13 protein-coding genes are annotated in these 13,197 nt (G+C 67.7%); 5 read left to right on the top strand and 8 right to left on the bottom strand.

Annotated features, from left to right (window positions below):
* The 4 genes from PSR88_RS16880 to PSR88_RS16895 all read left to right on the top strand — a co-directional run bounded on the left by PSR88_RS16880 (nucleotide 1) and on the right by PSR88_RS16895 (nucleotide 4,876).
* A complete protein-coding gene (locus PSR88_RS16880; protein WP_011595959.1) occupies nucleotides 1–960 on the top strand; it encodes an ABC transporter permease in 960 nt (319 codons plus the stop codon).
* Nucleotides 957–1,889 (top strand): ABC transporter permease, encoded by a 933-nt coding sequence (locus PSR88_RS16885; RefSeq protein WP_016881925.1) that lies wholly within the window; start codon nucleotides 957–959, stop codon nucleotides 1,887–1,889. Before PSR88_RS16880 ends, PSR88_RS16885 begins: the two co-directional genes overlap by 4 nt.
* 12 nt (nucleotides 1,890–1,901) lie before the next feature.
* Nucleotides 1,902–3,548, top strand: a complete 1,647-nt coding sequence (locus PSR88_RS16890; protein ID WP_016881924.1) for a dipeptide ABC transporter ATP-binding protein — start codon at nucleotides 1,902–1,904, stop codon at nucleotides 3,546–3,548.
* Nucleotides 3,549–3,730: 182 nt separating this feature from the next.
* Complete coding sequence (locus PSR88_RS16895) at nucleotides 3,731–4,876, top strand: FUSC family protein (protein WP_016881923.1); 1,146 nt, start codon at nucleotides 3,731–3,733, stop codon at nucleotides 4,874–4,876.
* A 9-nt stretch (nucleotides 4,877–4,885) separates the two neighbouring features.
* On the opposite strand, the gene PSR88_RS16900 is transcribed toward PSR88_RS16895, so the two are convergent.
* Nucleotides 4,886–5,281, bottom strand: coding sequence for a VOC family protein (locus PSR88_RS16900; protein ID WP_016881922.1), 396 nt, complete (start codon nucleotides 5,279–5,281; stop codon nucleotides 4,886–4,888).
* A 38-nt stretch (nucleotides 5,282–5,319) separates the two neighbouring features.
* On the opposite strand from PSR88_RS16900, the gene PSR88_RS16905 reads away from it, so the two are divergent.
* Entirely contained in the window at nucleotides 5,320–6,156 is an 837-nt protein-coding gene (locus PSR88_RS16905; protein ID WP_016881921.1) for a nucleotidyltransferase domain-containing protein, read from the top strand.
* Between the two features lie 12 nt (nucleotides 6,157–6,168).
* Here PSR88_RS16905 and PSR88_RS16910 read toward each other — a convergent pair whose 3' ends face one another.
* From PSR88_RS16910 to pdhA, 7 genes are all read right to left on the bottom strand, one after another.
* Nucleotides 6,169–6,603, bottom strand: coding sequence for a VOC family protein (locus tag PSR88_RS16910; protein ID WP_016881920.1), 435 nt, complete (start codon nucleotides 6,601–6,603; stop codon nucleotides 6,169–6,171).
* A 99-nt stretch (nucleotides 6,604–6,702) separates the two neighbouring features.
* Nucleotides 6,703–6,996 carry a TIGR03667 family PPOX class F420-dependent oxidoreductase gene (locus PSR88_RS16915; protein ID WP_016881919.1) on the bottom strand — a complete coding sequence of 98 codons (294 nt, stop codon included), beginning with the start codon at nucleotides 6,994–6,996 and terminating at the stop codon, nucleotides 6,703–6,705.
* 116 nt (nucleotides 6,997–7,112) lie between these two features.
* Entirely contained in the window at nucleotides 7,113–8,255 is a 1,143-nt protein-coding gene (locus PSR88_RS16920) for an RNA-guided endonuclease InsQ/TnpB family protein (protein ID WP_037197968.1), read from the bottom strand.
* Nucleotides 8,256–8,400: 145 nt separating this feature from the next.
* Nucleotides 8,401–9,774, bottom strand: a complete 1,374-nt coding sequence (gene lpdA, locus PSR88_RS16925) for a dihydrolipoyl dehydrogenase (protein WP_016881918.1) — start codon at nucleotides 9,772–9,774, stop codon at nucleotides 8,401–8,403.
* Complete coding sequence (locus PSR88_RS16930; protein ID WP_011595968.1) at nucleotides 9,774–11,006, bottom strand: dihydrolipoamide acetyltransferase family protein; 1,233 nt, start codon at nucleotides 11,004–11,006, stop codon at nucleotides 9,774–9,776. The genes lpdA and PSR88_RS16930 overlap by 1 nt, the downstream gene beginning before the upstream one ends.
* The gene (locus tag PSR88_RS16935) at nucleotides 11,003–12,007 is read right to left on the bottom strand and encodes an alpha-ketoacid dehydrogenase subunit beta (protein WP_016881917.1); all 1,005 of its coding nucleotides are present in this window, start codon (nucleotides 12,005–12,007) and stop codon (nucleotides 11,003–11,005) included. Before PSR88_RS16935 ends, PSR88_RS16930 begins: the two co-directional genes overlap by 4 nt.
* 4 nt (nucleotides 12,008–12,011) lie before the next feature.
* Nucleotides 12,012–13,148 (bottom strand): pyruvate dehydrogenase (acetyl-transferring) E1 component subunit alpha, encoded by a 1,137-nt coding sequence (pdhA, locus tag PSR88_RS16940; protein ID WP_016881916.1) that lies wholly within the window; start codon nucleotides 13,146–13,148, stop codon nucleotides 12,012–12,014.
* Between the last annotated feature and the right edge of the window lie 49 nt (nucleotides 13,149–13,197).

A 13,197-nucleotide genomic window follows, 5' to 3' on the forward strand; every position in this document is an offset into this window, starting at 1 on the left:
ATGGTGACCTATCTGGCCAGGCGGCTCCCGTCGGCCGTCCTCGTACTGTTCCTCGCCTCACTCCTCATCTTCGCGATCCTCCGCCTGGTTCCCGGCAGCCCGGAGGAGACACTCGCCGGGGCGGACGCCTCACCGGAACAGTTGGCGGCCGTGCGCGCCGATCTCGGTCTGGACCGGCCGCTGGTGGCGCAGTACCTGTCCTGGCTCGGCTCCCTGTTCCGCTTCGACCTCGGCAAGTCCTACATCGTCGGCGGGTCGATCGGTGACCTGATCGCCTACGGTGCCCAGAACACGGTGGTGCTGGCGGCGTCCGCGCTGCTGATCGCGGTCGTGTACGCGCTCGTCGTCAGCACCGCTTCGGTGATCTTCCGCAATCGAGTGCTCGACGCCGTGGTGACGGTGAACAACTCGATCGCGGCGGCGCTGCCCATCTTCATCACCGGGACGCTGCTGGTGCTCGTGTTCGGGATCCTCTGGCCGATCCTGCCGTCGGGTGGGACCCCACCCGACGGGTTCCTGACCCGGCCCGACATCGCCGCGCAGTATCTGGTTCTTCCGGCGATCACCCTGGCGATACCGGCGGGGGCCGCCCTGACCCGATTCCTGGTGGAGGCGTTGCACACCGAGCTGCGGCAACCGTACGTCGTGACGGCCCAGTCGATCGGTGTCAGTCGTCGCCGCATCGTCCTGGCACACGCGCTGCCGAATGCGCTGCCGTCGGTGTTGACCGTTCTCGGACTGACCGTGGGCGGGTTGCTCGGCGGGGCCGTCCTCGTGGAATCGATCTTCGTCTGGCCCGGCTTGGGGCTTCTCACCGAGGAGGCGATCAACAGCCGTGACTATCCGCTCGTGCAGGTGCTGCTGGTCCTCTCCGTCGCGGTGTTCGTGGTGCTGCAGCTGCTCACCGACGTCGCCCACGCCTGGCTGGATCCCCGTATCCGATTGGGAGGACAGGCATGAGTGAGCTGGTCGATCGTGATCTGACGACATCGGAAGCGTCGTCCCCCGGTGGCCTCGCGGACCTGCGGCCCGGCCTGGTCCCGGAAACCCCGGCGGATCGGGATCCACGCCGCAGCACGGAACCGCTGTGGCGCAGCCTGACCCATGGCCGAGGTCTGGCCGGCGCGATACTCGTCGGAATCGTGGTACTCCTCGGGGCGCTGGCCCCGGTACTGGCTCCGTTCGCGCCGGACGAGCAGTTGGACGCGTCGTTCCTCCTCGGCCCCAGTTCCACACACTGGCTGGGCACCGACGACGTGAACCGTGACGTGTTGTCCCGGGTGCTGTTCGGTATCCGGGCCGACCTGGGGATCGTGTTCCTCGCGGTGCCCGCCGGCGCGTTACTCGGATCACTGATCGGCCTGGTGGCCGGCATCCGGGGGTACACCGACGTCGTCGCGCAGCGCGTATTCGACGTGATCCTCGCGTTCCCGGCGCTCGTCCTGGCGATCGCCCTGACCGCCGTGCTCGGGCCGGGTGTCCGCGCGATCGTGCTGGTGATCGTCCTCGCCGAGATACCCGTGTTCGGCCGGCTCATACGAACGTCTGTATTGAAGGTGCGCGAACTTCCCTACGTCGAGGCCGCCGTGGTCTCCGGCGCGAGCACCGGCTGGGTTCTGCGCAAGCACGTTCTGCCGAACTCGATCGAACCGCTCGGAGTGCAACTGGCACTGTCTATGTCGGTCGCCGTGTTCATCGAGGGCGCGATGAGCTTCCTCGGCATCGGTGTGGTGCCACCGACTCCGTCGCTCGGCTCCATCCTCAGCGACGGCAACCGCTATCTCGAAACCAACCCGCTGTTCGCGGTCGGCCCCCTGGTGGTCGTCTCCCTGCTGACACTCGGCTTTCTGCTGATCTCCCAGGCATTCGCGCACGCGCGGCGCCTGTAGAAAGGACACCTCGTGACCGCAGCATCCACTCCCGCCCTCGACGTGACGGACTTGCAGGTGGCGTTCAGCCACCCGCGCCCCGCCGTCCGGAGCATCGGCCTCCGGGTGAATCGGGGCGAGATCGTCGCGCTCGTCGGCGAATCCGGATCCGGCAAGTCGATCACTGCCCGCGCCGCGATGGGACTACTCCCGCCCACCGCAATCGCGACCGGCTCCGTGAAGGTCGACGGCGTCGAGGTGCTCGGCGCATCCGCACGCGAACTCGAGGCCGTCCGCGGCGGACGGGTCGCGATGGTCTTCCAGGAGCCGCAGACGGCGCTCAATCCTGTGCGCACGGTCGGCTGGCTGATCGGTGAGGCCCTGCGCGCCCACGGCCACTCGGGCCGAAAGCAGTTGCGCGAACGCGCCATCGAACTGCTGACCCTGGTGGAGATCCCGGAGCCGGACAAACGCATCGACTACTACCCGCACCAACTTTCCGGTGGCCAGAAGCAGCGTGTGGTCATCGCCCTGGCCCTGGCCAACGACCCCGTCCTGCTCCTGGCCGACGAACCCACCACCGCGCTCGACGTCACGGTGCAGGCCGACATCCTCTCCCTGCTCCGTCGGCTGCGGGACCGCACGAACGCCGGCATCCTGCTGATCACCCACAACCTGGGTGTCGTCGCCGATATCGCCGACAGCGTGGTGGTACTCCAGCTCGGCGAGGTCGTCGAACGCGGTGAGGTCACCGAGATCTTCGCTCGAGCCGAGCACGAGTACACCCGGCACCTGCTGGACTCGGTCCTCCGACTTCCGCAGCCGAGCGACGTTGCAGAACCGGACGCCGAGGTCGAAGAAGCAGGCACACCGGTCCTGGACGTCGACACCGTGTCGGTCGTCTACCCGGGTCGGCGCGGTCAGGCGGCGTTCCGCGCGCTCGATAACGTGTCATTGAAGCTGGCCGCGGGTGAGGTGCTCGGCGTGGTCGGCGAATCCGGTTCAGGAAAGACCACTTTGGGTCGCACGATCGCCGGATTGATTGCTCCGGCGACCGGGGCGATCCGCGTCGACGGCCGAGATGTCGCCGCCACCCGCGGATCCGCGCTGCGGGAACTGCGTCGTCGGCTGGCGTTCGTGCCGCAGGATCCCGCCGCCTCGCTCGATCCCCGCTTCACGCTCGAGGAGAGCATCGCCGAGCCCCTCGACATCCACCGGGTCGGCACCCGCGCCGAGCGACGCAAGAAGGTTGTCGACCTGCTGGACGCGGTAAGGCTGCCGACGTCGTTCGCCACACGGCTGCCGTCCGAGTTGTCGGGCGGGCAGCGTCAACGGGTCGCTTTGGCCCGGGCCCTCGTGCTGGAACCCACCCTGCTGATCGCCGACGAACCGACCAGCGCCCTGGACGTCTCCGTGCAGGCCGACGTGCTCGAACTGTTCGCCACCCTCCAGCGTGAGCTCGGCTTCGCGGCCGTATTCATCAGCCACGACCTCGCCGTGGTCGAGCGGGTGTCCACCACGGTCGCCGTGCTCCGGGCCGGACAGCTGGTCGAGACCGGCCCCGCCACGACCGTGCTGACCCACCCTCAGCACGATTACACCCGGCGACTCGTGGCCGCTCTCCCGATCCCGGACCCCGTGGCACAGCGTGCCCGGCGACAAGCGACGGCAGCGCTGTGACCTGCATCGCCCGAAACCAGGTGGATAACGTGATCTGCGCGATGAAAGCGGCGACTTTTACACGGGCGTAAGAAATCCAGGACAAGCTTTGCGAAGGCTTGTCCACCGGCGATCGTCGGCCGCGGCGGGCTCTACAGAATGTGCTCCTGCCCACGTGTGACCGTCCAGAAAGCTGTACCGCTGTGCTCCAGCTCATCTCGATACTGGCTCTTCTCCGGAAGGTCGGCTCCTCCGCACTGCCGTCAGTGCGCGCCGCGTTGCTTCGCTTCGCGGGGTACCTGGTGCCGATTGCGCAGACGGCGGTCACCGCGGGGGCAGCGTGGTGGGTGTCGGTCGAGGTGGCCGGTCACGAACAGCCGCTGCTGGCCCCGCTGGCCGCGGTCGTGTGCCTGAGCGTCGCGCGGGGTGCCCGCAGCCGCCGGGCCGGCGAGCTGATCGCGGGTGTCACCATCGGAACGATCGTCTCGGACGTCGTCGTGCGATACATCGGCAACGGGCCGTGGCAGATCTGCCTCGTGGTGGCGGTGGCGATGTCTTTCGCGGTGCTCCTCGACGGTGGTTCGGTGATCGTCCTGCAGGCGGGTTCGTCGGCGGCGTTGGTCGCGGCCATGGCATCCGCTACGAGCGCCCACCCGTTCGACCGTGTCGTAGACGCACTGATCGGGGGTGCGCTCAGCCTGGTGGCGCTGTCCGTGTTGCCCACCGACCCGGTGCGACGGACACGCCGGTGCGCGGCCGCCGTGCTGGACAGCGTGGCCGCAGCCCTCCGGCAGACGTCGAAGGGCCTGGCCGCGGGTGACGTCTCCGCGCTTGAGGATGCTCTCGCACTTGCCCGTTCGACGCAGTCGACCATCGACAGCATGCGCGTCGAACTGCGCTCCGGATCCGAGGTGGCCCGGATTTCACCGATTCACTGGCGGGGACGTCGCCGCATCGGCCGGCTGGCATCGATCGCCGACCCGATCGACAACGCCGCACGCAACACCCGGGTCCTGGTGCGGCGCGCCCTGATCGCCACGTACGACGGCGAGCGAGTCGACCCGCAATTGGCGGACGCCGTCTCCGATCTGGCGCACCTCGCCGACCGGATGCGGCTGATGATTCTCGCGACTCCCGCGAAGAAACCCAACGAAATCCAGATCAGCGACGAACTCGAGCGATTCGCCCGCTCACTGCCGCAGCAGGAGATCTCGGCGGGGTTCTCCGCGGCGGTCGTCTCCGCCCAGGTCCGGTCCATCGTCATCGACTTCTTCGAAGTGTGCGGCATCCCGCGCGCCGTCTGCCGGCCGATGCTGCCCAGTCCCGCCCACTACGCGGGTGCCGCGTAGCCGGCGACCTCAGGGAATGTCGAGCCGGCACTGTTCCGGCGCGCGAGAGTTGTCGATGACGCAGAACCTGTTGCCCTCGGTGTCTTCCAGGACCACGAAGTCCGAGTCCTCGGGGTACCGGTCCCACAGCACCCGCTGCGCGCCGAGACCGACGAGCCGTTCGATTTCCGCGGCCTGGTCCTCGCTGTCGCGAGCGTGCAGGTCGAGGTGCAGCCGAGGCTCGGGTTCCGCGTCGTGTTCGCTCTGCTGGATCGCCAGCAGTGGTCGGCCGTCGGGCAGCGTGAGGTTGGTGAAGTCGTTGTCGCCGACGGGCGGGAGCGCAGTCAATCCGAGTGCCTCGGTCCAGAACCTGGTTGCACGCCCGATGTCGCGTGCTCCGATCACGGTCGTTCCCAAGATGAGCATGAACCGAATTTATCCGCTGCGCCGGGCCGGGGTGGACGATGTGGGGTGTGGAATTCGACGACCTGGTGTTGCGTCCCCTGGCCGAACGCTTGTGCCGCATCGACGGCGTCGTCGGCGTCACCCTCGGCGGCAGCCGCGCCCGAGGGACGCATACGGCGGAATCCGACTACGACCTGGGCGTCTACTACCGCGGTGCCCTCGACACCGGCGGGCTGAACGATCTCGCGCGGGAGTGGGCGGGCGCCGAGGCATCAGCGACGCGGACGGGTGAGTGGGGACCGTGGGTCGACGGAGGAGCGTGGCTGTCGATCGACGGCCGGGCAGTCGACTGGCTGTACCGCGACCTCGACCGGGTGACCGCGGTGTGGCAGGACACCCAGCGGGGTGTGTACGGGTTTCACGCCCAGACCGGACACCCGTTCGGGTTCGCGGACTTCGCGTACGCGGGCGAACTCGCGTCGGCGGTGATCCTCGTCGATCCATCCGGACGCATCGCTGCTCTTCACGCCGACATGCAGCACTACCCGGACCTCCTGCGTGAAGCCCTGGTGCGGCGACTGGGGGAGGCGGACTTCGTCACCATGCTGGCCCGCAAGACGATCCCGCGTGCCGATGCGACGTATGTGGCCGGTTGCCTGTTTCGCGCGGTGTGCCTGTGCGCGCACGCCCTACACGCCCACGCCCGGCGCTGGCTCATCAACGAGAAGGGCGCCGTGGCCGCCGCCGGTGCCCTGCCGAACGCACCCACCGACTTCAGCGCTCGCGCTCATCTCGTCCTCGGCCGACTCGGAACGACGCCCGACGAACTGACCGCCGCCCTCGCCCTGGCCGAACAACTCGTCGACGACACCCGGAACGCCTGCCCCCTGACGTGATCGTGCGAACCCTCAGGCGTTCTCCCCGAACCGCCCGCGGGCCTCGGCCGGAATCAGCGGCTTCTCCGCCCGCGCCTTGATCTGCTGGACCGCCCACGTATTGCCGTCGGGATCGGCGAATCCGAAGAAGGTTCCCCCGTCACGCTCGTCGAACACGGTGACCTCGCTGACCTCGACACCTCGATCGAGCAACTCCTGGCGGGCCGCGGCGGCGTCGGCGACCACCAACTGCAGTCCCCTCATCGACCCCGGTGCCATCTCCGTGTGCGACGGGAGGTCGCCGATCACGATAGAGCAACCCGAACCGGTGGGGGTCAGCTGAACGACGTGCATGTGCTCGTTGGTGGTGTCGTGGTCGAGATGGAAGCCGAGCTTGTCGCGGTAGAACGCGACGGAACGGTCGATGTCACTGACGGGCAGAACGACCACTTCGAGTGTCCAGTCCATGATGCGGGTTCCTCCGTATAGGTGGGGAGCGAAATTGCTCCGCATCAGATGGTGGCGCATCGGAGGCGTCGTCGCCGCCGTTCTGCCGAGAGATCGGGGCTACCAGCCGCGCAACCGGTCCGGGGTGACGCGGGCTTTCCCGGTGAACACCGACACGTCACCACCCGTGGGGCTGCTGTTGAAATTCAGCGCGACCTGCGGATTCCTGCCGATGTTCGCCAGCTTGGCGGTGCCCGGTTGGCTGAAGATCAGGAACTCGGTGCCCGACCAGCTGAACCACACCGGGGTCGGAACCGGTGTGTCGTTGCGACCGATGGTCGTCAACCACACGATGGATTCGCGGGCCAGCCGGTCGGCGACGGATTCGGTGATCGCGGATGCTGAAAGAGTCATTGCGTTCTGCTGTGTCGTTTCCGATGTTGACTTCCTCTCGGCCGTGAACGACCGAGAATCCCCTCGAAACTCGCGTCCCGAGGTTCCTGTTTCACCGACAGTCGCCACCCCGCACGTTATGTGCGGGGCGGTCTCACACCGTCTCCGCAGGCTGCCACCGTCAGTCCGACGGCCAAAATGTTCCTTGCCGCGTTCACGTCGCGGTCGTGGACGACGCCGCATCGGCACGTCCACTCCCGCACGTTCAGCGGCATCGCCGAGGCGACCTCCCCACACACCGAGCAGGTCTTCGACGACGGACAGAACCGATCGATCACCACCACCCGCCGCCCGCACCAGTCGGCCTTGTACTCGAGCATCGACCGGAACTCGGACCACCCCGCATCCGAGATCACCCGAGACAACGACCGATTCTTGACCATGTTCCGCACACTCAGATCCTCGATGGCGATCACTTGATTTTCGCGCACCAGTCGAGTGGAGAGCTTGTGCAGATAATCGCGACGCCGATCGGCGATCCGACCATGAATCTTCGCGACCTTCAGTCGGGCCTTGGCCCGGTTCCGGGATCCCTTCTGCTTCCTGGCGAGTGCTCGTTGCGCCTTCGCCAACCGCTCACGATCCGTGCGCTCGTGGCGCGGGTTGGTGATCTTCTCCCCCGTCGAGAGCGTGTAGAGGCTCGTGATCCCGGCATCGAGCCCGACCACCCGATCGACCGGCTCGAGTTCGGTGATCGTGTCCTCGACGAGGATCGAAACATGGTACTGGCCACGAGCGTTACGCGACACCGTCACCTGCGACGGCGTAGCCCCCTCCGGCAGCGGCCTCGACCACCGAATATCCAGGGGTTCGGACTGCTTGGCCAACCGGAGCTGCCCATCCCTGAAAATGAAGCAGTTCGAGTAGTAGGTCGCCGAATCCTTCGACCGCCCCTTCCTCTTGAACTGCGGGTAGCCGGTCTGCTTGCGCCAGAACCTCTCGAACGCGCCCTGCAACTGCCGCAGCGATTCCTGCAACGGCCCCTTCGACGGCTCCGCCAACCACTCCGCCTCGGCATCCCGCTTCCATCCGGTGAGCATCTTCGAGGTATCCGCATAGGTCACCCGCCGCCGCTCCTGCGACCAGGCACGCGACCGCTCCGCCAACGCCCGGTTGTAGACATACCGGGTGCACCCGAACGTCCGAGCAAGCTGTTCCGCCTGCACCGCAGACGGATAGAAGCGAAACTTGAACGCCCGCTTCACCACCCTCCCCGCCATAACCCAGACACTAGCCACACAGTCCGACAAAACCAGATCGGCTCACCCGGACCTGAAGGACAGGGTTTGCGCCGAAAGACTCACGGATCAACCGGTTTCAACCGCGGACCGGTGCGCGATCTTCCCCGACGCGGATCGAACGCGTTCAGCCGTGCGCGTGCAGCGGCTTCCCCGACAACGCCAGCATCGCTTCGCCCAGTGCTTCGTTCTGGGTGGGGTGCGCGTGGACGAACGGCGCGACGTCGGTCGGCAGCGCTTCCCAGGCGACGGTCAGTTGGGCTTCGCCGATCAGTTCGCCGACGCGGTCGCCGACCATGTGCACACCCACCACCGGGCCGGCATCGCCGGCGCGGACGACCTTGATTCCGCCCGACGTCTTCAGGATCTGGCTCTTGCCGTTGCCTGCGAGGTCGTACACGACGGACGTGACGTCGCCGTACCGTTCGCGGGCGGCGTCCTCGGTGAGTCCGACGGACGCGACCTCGGGGTGCGAGTACGTCACCCGCGGAACGAGATGCTCGGCCACGGGAACGGGATCGAGGCCGGCGATCTCTTCGGCGACGAACACGCCCTGCTGAAAGCCGCGGTGCGCCAGTTGAAGTCCGGCCACGATGTCGCCGACGGCATACACACCGTCGACGTGGGTGCGCAGCCGCTCGTCGGTGACGACGAACCCGCGGTCCATGGTGATTCCGTGTTCCGCGAACCCGCTGTCACCGGTGCGCGGCCCACGTCCCACCGCCACCAGCAGGATCTCCGCCTCGAGGGTGTCGCCGCCGTCGAGTTCCACGAGAACGCCGTCCGCGGTTTCCTTCGCCGCCGCGACCGTCACGCCCGTGCGGCCGGCGATACCGCGCTTGCGGAATGCGCGTTCGAGTTGCTTCGAGCACCACGGATCCTCCGCCGCAACCAGGCGGGGGAGCGCCTCGACGACAGTCACTTCGGCGCCGAACGACGCCCAGACGCTGGCGAACTCGACGCCGATCACGCCACCGCCGAGAACGATGGCCTTCTTCGGGACGAACCCGAGATTCAATGCGTCGTCGCTGGTGACGATGCGCTCACCGAGTTCGATGGACGGCACCGTCCGGGCGTAGGAGCCGGTGGCGAGAACCACGGACGTCCCGGTGTAGCGGGTGCCGTCCACCTCGATCGTCCTGTCTCCGAAATACTTTCCGTGCCCGCTCACGACGCTGATCTCGTGCTGGGCGACCAGACCCTGCAGTCCCCTGTGCAACCGGTCGATCGTGCCGTTCTTGTACTGGTGCACCGCCTCGATGTCGATGCCGTCGAACGTCGTTCGCACGCCGAACGCGGCACCGGTCCGCGCGGTGTCGGCGACCTCGGCGGAATGGAGCAGCGCTTTGGTCGGGACACAGCCCCGGTGCAGGCAGGTTCCGCCGATCTTGTCCGCCTCGATCAGCGTGACCGAGAGCCCGAGCTGCGCGGCGCGGAACGCGCAGGCGTAGCCGCCGGACCCGCCACCGAGGATGAGCACGTCACTGTGCGCGTCGGCCATCAGAGCCTCCCCAGCGCGGTGATCGGGTTCTCGATGTAATCGGCGAACAATCTGAGGAACCCGCCCGCGACACCGCCGTCACACACGCGGTGATCGAAGCTCAGCGACACCTGGGTCACCTTCCGAACGGCCAACTGCCCGTCTATGACCCACGGTTTGTCGATGATGCGGCCGACGCCGAGGATCGCGGCCTCGGGATGGTTGATGATCGGGGTCGAGCCGTCCACGCCGAAGACGCCGTAGTTGTTGAGGGTGAACGTGCCACCGGTCAGCCGTGCCGGCGGGAGCGTCCCCTCACGGGCCAACGCCGTGGTGTCCCGCAGTTGCCGGGCCAGTTCGACGGTGGTGAGCGAGTCGGCCCTTTCGATCACCGGGACGACCAGGCCGCGCGGAGTCTGCGCCGCGATGCCGAGGTGGACGTGACCGTATCGGACGATCTCGCCCCGTTCGGTGTCGACGGTCGAGTTCAGTTCCGGGTACTGCTTCAGCGCCGCGAGGGCCAGGCGCGCGAGCAGGGCCATCAGGCTCACGCCGGCGTCGGCGTCGAGGGTGGCGTTGATTGCCCGGCGGGCGACGAGGAGTTCACTGGCGTCCACGTCGACCCAGGTTGTCGCGTCCGGGATTTCGCGTCGACTAGTCGACAGCTTGTCGGCGACCGCTTTCCGCAGGCCCTTGATCGGAATCCGCTGCGCGTCGGCTGGCGCGGGTGTGGTGGCGAGTGCCTTCTCGACGTCGGCACGGTTGATCACACCGCCGGGACCGCTCCCCGACAGCCGCGACAGGTCGAGGCCGTTCTGCCGCGCGAGGTTGCGGACGACCGGCGAGATGACCCGTGGCGCAACACCGGTGCGGTTCGGTTCCGGCCGTGTGGCCTCACGTGTCACGCCGACGCGTCGCCGACGCCGGCGGGTGTCCTCGCTGGTGCCGTACCCGATCAGGACGTTGCCCGAGCCTGCTTGTTCTTCTTCGCGGTACTGCTCGTGCGCGGCGGGGGTTCCGCTGACGGTGATCAGCGGGGTGCCCACCTGCAGCGTCGAGCCTTCGTCGCCGTGCAGGGAGATCACCGTGCCCTCGAAGGGAATCGGCACCTCGACCGCGGCTTTCGCGGTTTCGACCTCGACGACCACCTGGTCGATGGTGACGGTGTCGCCGACCCGGACTTTCCATTCGGCGATGTCGGCCTCGGTGAGTCCTTCGCCGAGGTCGGGGAGCAGGAAGACCTGGTTGCTCATGCGGTCACCGCCCAGCGGGTGTCGGCGGAGTCGTTCCACTGCAACCGGTCGACGCTGTCGAGGACACGGTCGACGCTCGGCAGGTGGAGGCGTTCGAGTTTCGGTGCCGGATAGGGGATGTCGAATCCGCTGACCCGCAACACCGGCGCGTGCAGGTGGTGGAAGCAGCGTTCCTGGACGCGGGCGGCGATCTCGGCGCCGACACCGGCGAATCCCTGCGCCTCCTGAATGACGATGCAGCGACCGGTCTTCCGGACCGATGCCATCACGGTCTCGTCGTCTAACGGCACGATCGACCGCAGGTCGATCACCTCGATGTCGTGACCCTCCGCCGCGGCCGCTTCGGCGGACTCGAGCGCGACGGTCACCGATGGCCCGTACGCGACGATGGTCGCGTCCCGACCGGGACGCCGGACGGCGGCCTGCCCGATCGGCGCGCCCACCGCGAGGTCGACGTCGGCGCGGGAGAAGTACAGGCGTTTCGGTTCGAGGAAGATCACGGGGTCGGGGTCGTCGATCGCCTCGCGCAGCAGGGTGTAGGCGTCCTCGACGGTGGACGGGGCGACGACCTTCAGTCCGGGGGTGTGGGCGTAGTAGCCCTCGCTGGAGTCGCAGTGGTGCTCGACCCCGCCGATGCCGCCCGCGAACGGGATTCGAATGACGATCGGCGCGGACAGCGCACCCTTGGTGCGGTTCCGGATCTTCGCGACGTGGGAGACGATCTGCTCGAACGCCGGGTACGCGAACGCGTCGAACTGCATTTCGACGACCGGCGTGAACCCGGACATCGCCATGCCGATCGCGAAGCCGATGATGCCGGACTCGGCGAGCGGGGTGTCGAAGCACCGGTCGTCGCCGAAGTCGCGGGTCAGGCCGTCGGTGACGCGGAAGACGCCGCCGAGGGCGCCGACGTCCTCGCCGAAGACGACGACGTTCTCGTCGGCGGCGAGGGCGTCGCGCAGTGCGGTGTTCAAGGCCTGGGCCATGGTGAGCACGGGCATGGGGTCAGTTCTCCTCGGACTCGGCGGACAGTTCGGCTTCCGCCTGCGCTTGCTGCTCACGAAGTTGCGGGGTCTGTTCGGCGAAGACGTACCGGAACAGGTCCATCGGGTCGGTGGGCCGGTCGACGTTCATGCCGGCACGCAGCGCCGATGCGGCGGCCTCGGCGTCCGCGGTGAGGGCCTCCGACGACGCATCGTCGAGCAGACCCGTCCCGCGCAGGTACTTCTCCAGCCGGGCCAGCGGGTCGCGCCCGAGCCACTGCTCCACCTCGGACGAGTCGCGGTAACGGGTGGCGTCGTCGGCGTTGGTGTGCGCATCGATCCGGTAGGTGTGGGCTTCGACGATGACCGGACCATTGCCGGCGCGGACGAAGTTCGCTGCCTCGTCCATCACGGCGAGCATGGCGACCGGGTCGTTGCCGTCCACCTGCTCCGAGCCGATTCCGTAGCCGACCCCCTTGTGCGCCAACGTGGGCGCCGCGCTCTGCCGGGCGAGGGGCACACTGATCGCGAATCCGTTGTTCTGCACCAGAAACACCACCGGCGCCTTGAACACGGCGGCGAAGTTGAGGGCCTCGTGGAAGTCGCCCTCACTGGTGGCGCCGTCGCCGCAGAACGCCAGGGCGATCGTGTCGTTTCCCTTGCGGTGCTCGCCGTAGGCCACACCCGTCGCGTGCAAGAGCTGGGTGGCCAGCGGGGTGCACTGCGGGGCGCTGCGGTGGGCGGCCGGGTCGTAGCCGCAGTGCCAGTTGCCGGCGAGCATGCTGAGGATCTCGACCGGATCGATGCCGCGGGCGGCGAGCGCAACCGAATCGCGGTAGGTGGGGAACATCCAGTCGCCGGGTTGCAGGCTCATGACCGCCGCGATCTGGCAGGCCTCCTGACCACGCGACGACGGGTACACGGCCAGCCGGCCCTGCTTGGTCAGCGCCGTCGCCTGCTGATCGAAACGCCTGCCCAGCACCATGTTCCGGTACATCTCGACCAGACGGTCGTCGCTCGGCCTCGGATACCGGGCCTCGCTCTCGGTCAGCTCGCCGGCCGCGTCCAGATACTGCACCGCACACTCGGCGGGAAGGAACTTCCGATACGGCCTCGCCAGGGGCGGCTCTACGAGCGTCACGTCTACCTCCAGATTCATTGTGTTCGTCAATACTCGCAACTGAACGACCTATCGACAACGACAAGGA

This window comes from Rhodococcus sp. DK176 (genome assembly GCF_038447315.2).
Lineage (GTDB): Bacteria > Actinomycetota > Actinomycetes > Mycobacteriales > Mycobacteriaceae > Rhodococcus_F > Rhodococcus_F jostii_A.

Excerpts from the sequence above, each read along its gene's own strand:
- PSR88_RS16880 (WP_011595959.1), top strand. The coding sequence starts at position 1 with ATGGTGACCTATCTGGCCAGGCGGCTCCCGTCGGCCGTCCTCGTACTG.
- PSR88_RS16885 (WP_016881925.1), top strand. The coding sequence starts at position 957 with ATGAGTGAGCTGGTCGATCGTGATCTGACGACATCGGAAGCGTCGTCC.
- PSR88_RS16900 (WP_016881922.1), bottom strand. The coding sequence starts at position 5,281 with ATGCTCATCTTGGGAACGACCGTGATCGGAGCACGCGACATCGGGCGT.
- PSR88_RS16905 (WP_016881921.1), top strand. The coding sequence starts at position 5,320 with ATGTGGGGTGTGGAATTCGACGACCTGGTGTTGCGTCCCCTGGCCGAA.
- PSR88_RS16910 (WP_016881920.1), bottom strand. The coding sequence starts at position 6,603 with ATGGACTGGACACTCGAAGTGGTCGTTCTGCCCGTCAGTGACATCGAC.
- PSR88_RS16915 (WP_016881919.1), bottom strand. The coding sequence starts at position 6,996 with ATGACTCTTTCAGCATCCGCGATCACCGAATCCGTCGCCGACCGGCTG.
- PSR88_RS16920 (WP_037197968.1), bottom strand. The coding sequence starts at position 8,255 with ATGGCGGGGAGGGTGGTGAAGCGGGCGTTCAAGTTTCGCTTCTATCCG.
- lpdA (WP_016881918.1), bottom strand. The coding sequence starts at position 9,774 with ATGGCCGACGCGCACAGTGACGTGCTCATCCTCGGTGGCGGGTCCGGC.
- PSR88_RS16930 (WP_011595968.1), bottom strand. The coding sequence starts at position 11,006 with ATGAGCAACCAGGTCTTCCTGCTCCCCGACCTCGGCGAAGGACTCACC.
- PSR88_RS16935 (WP_016881917.1), bottom strand. The coding sequence starts at position 12,007 with ATGCCCGTGCTCACCATGGCCCAGGCCTTGAACACCGCACTGCGCGAC.
- pdhA (WP_016881916.1), bottom strand. The coding sequence starts at position 13,148 with ATGAATCTGGAGGTAGACGTGACGCTCGTAGAGCCGCCCCTGGCGAGG.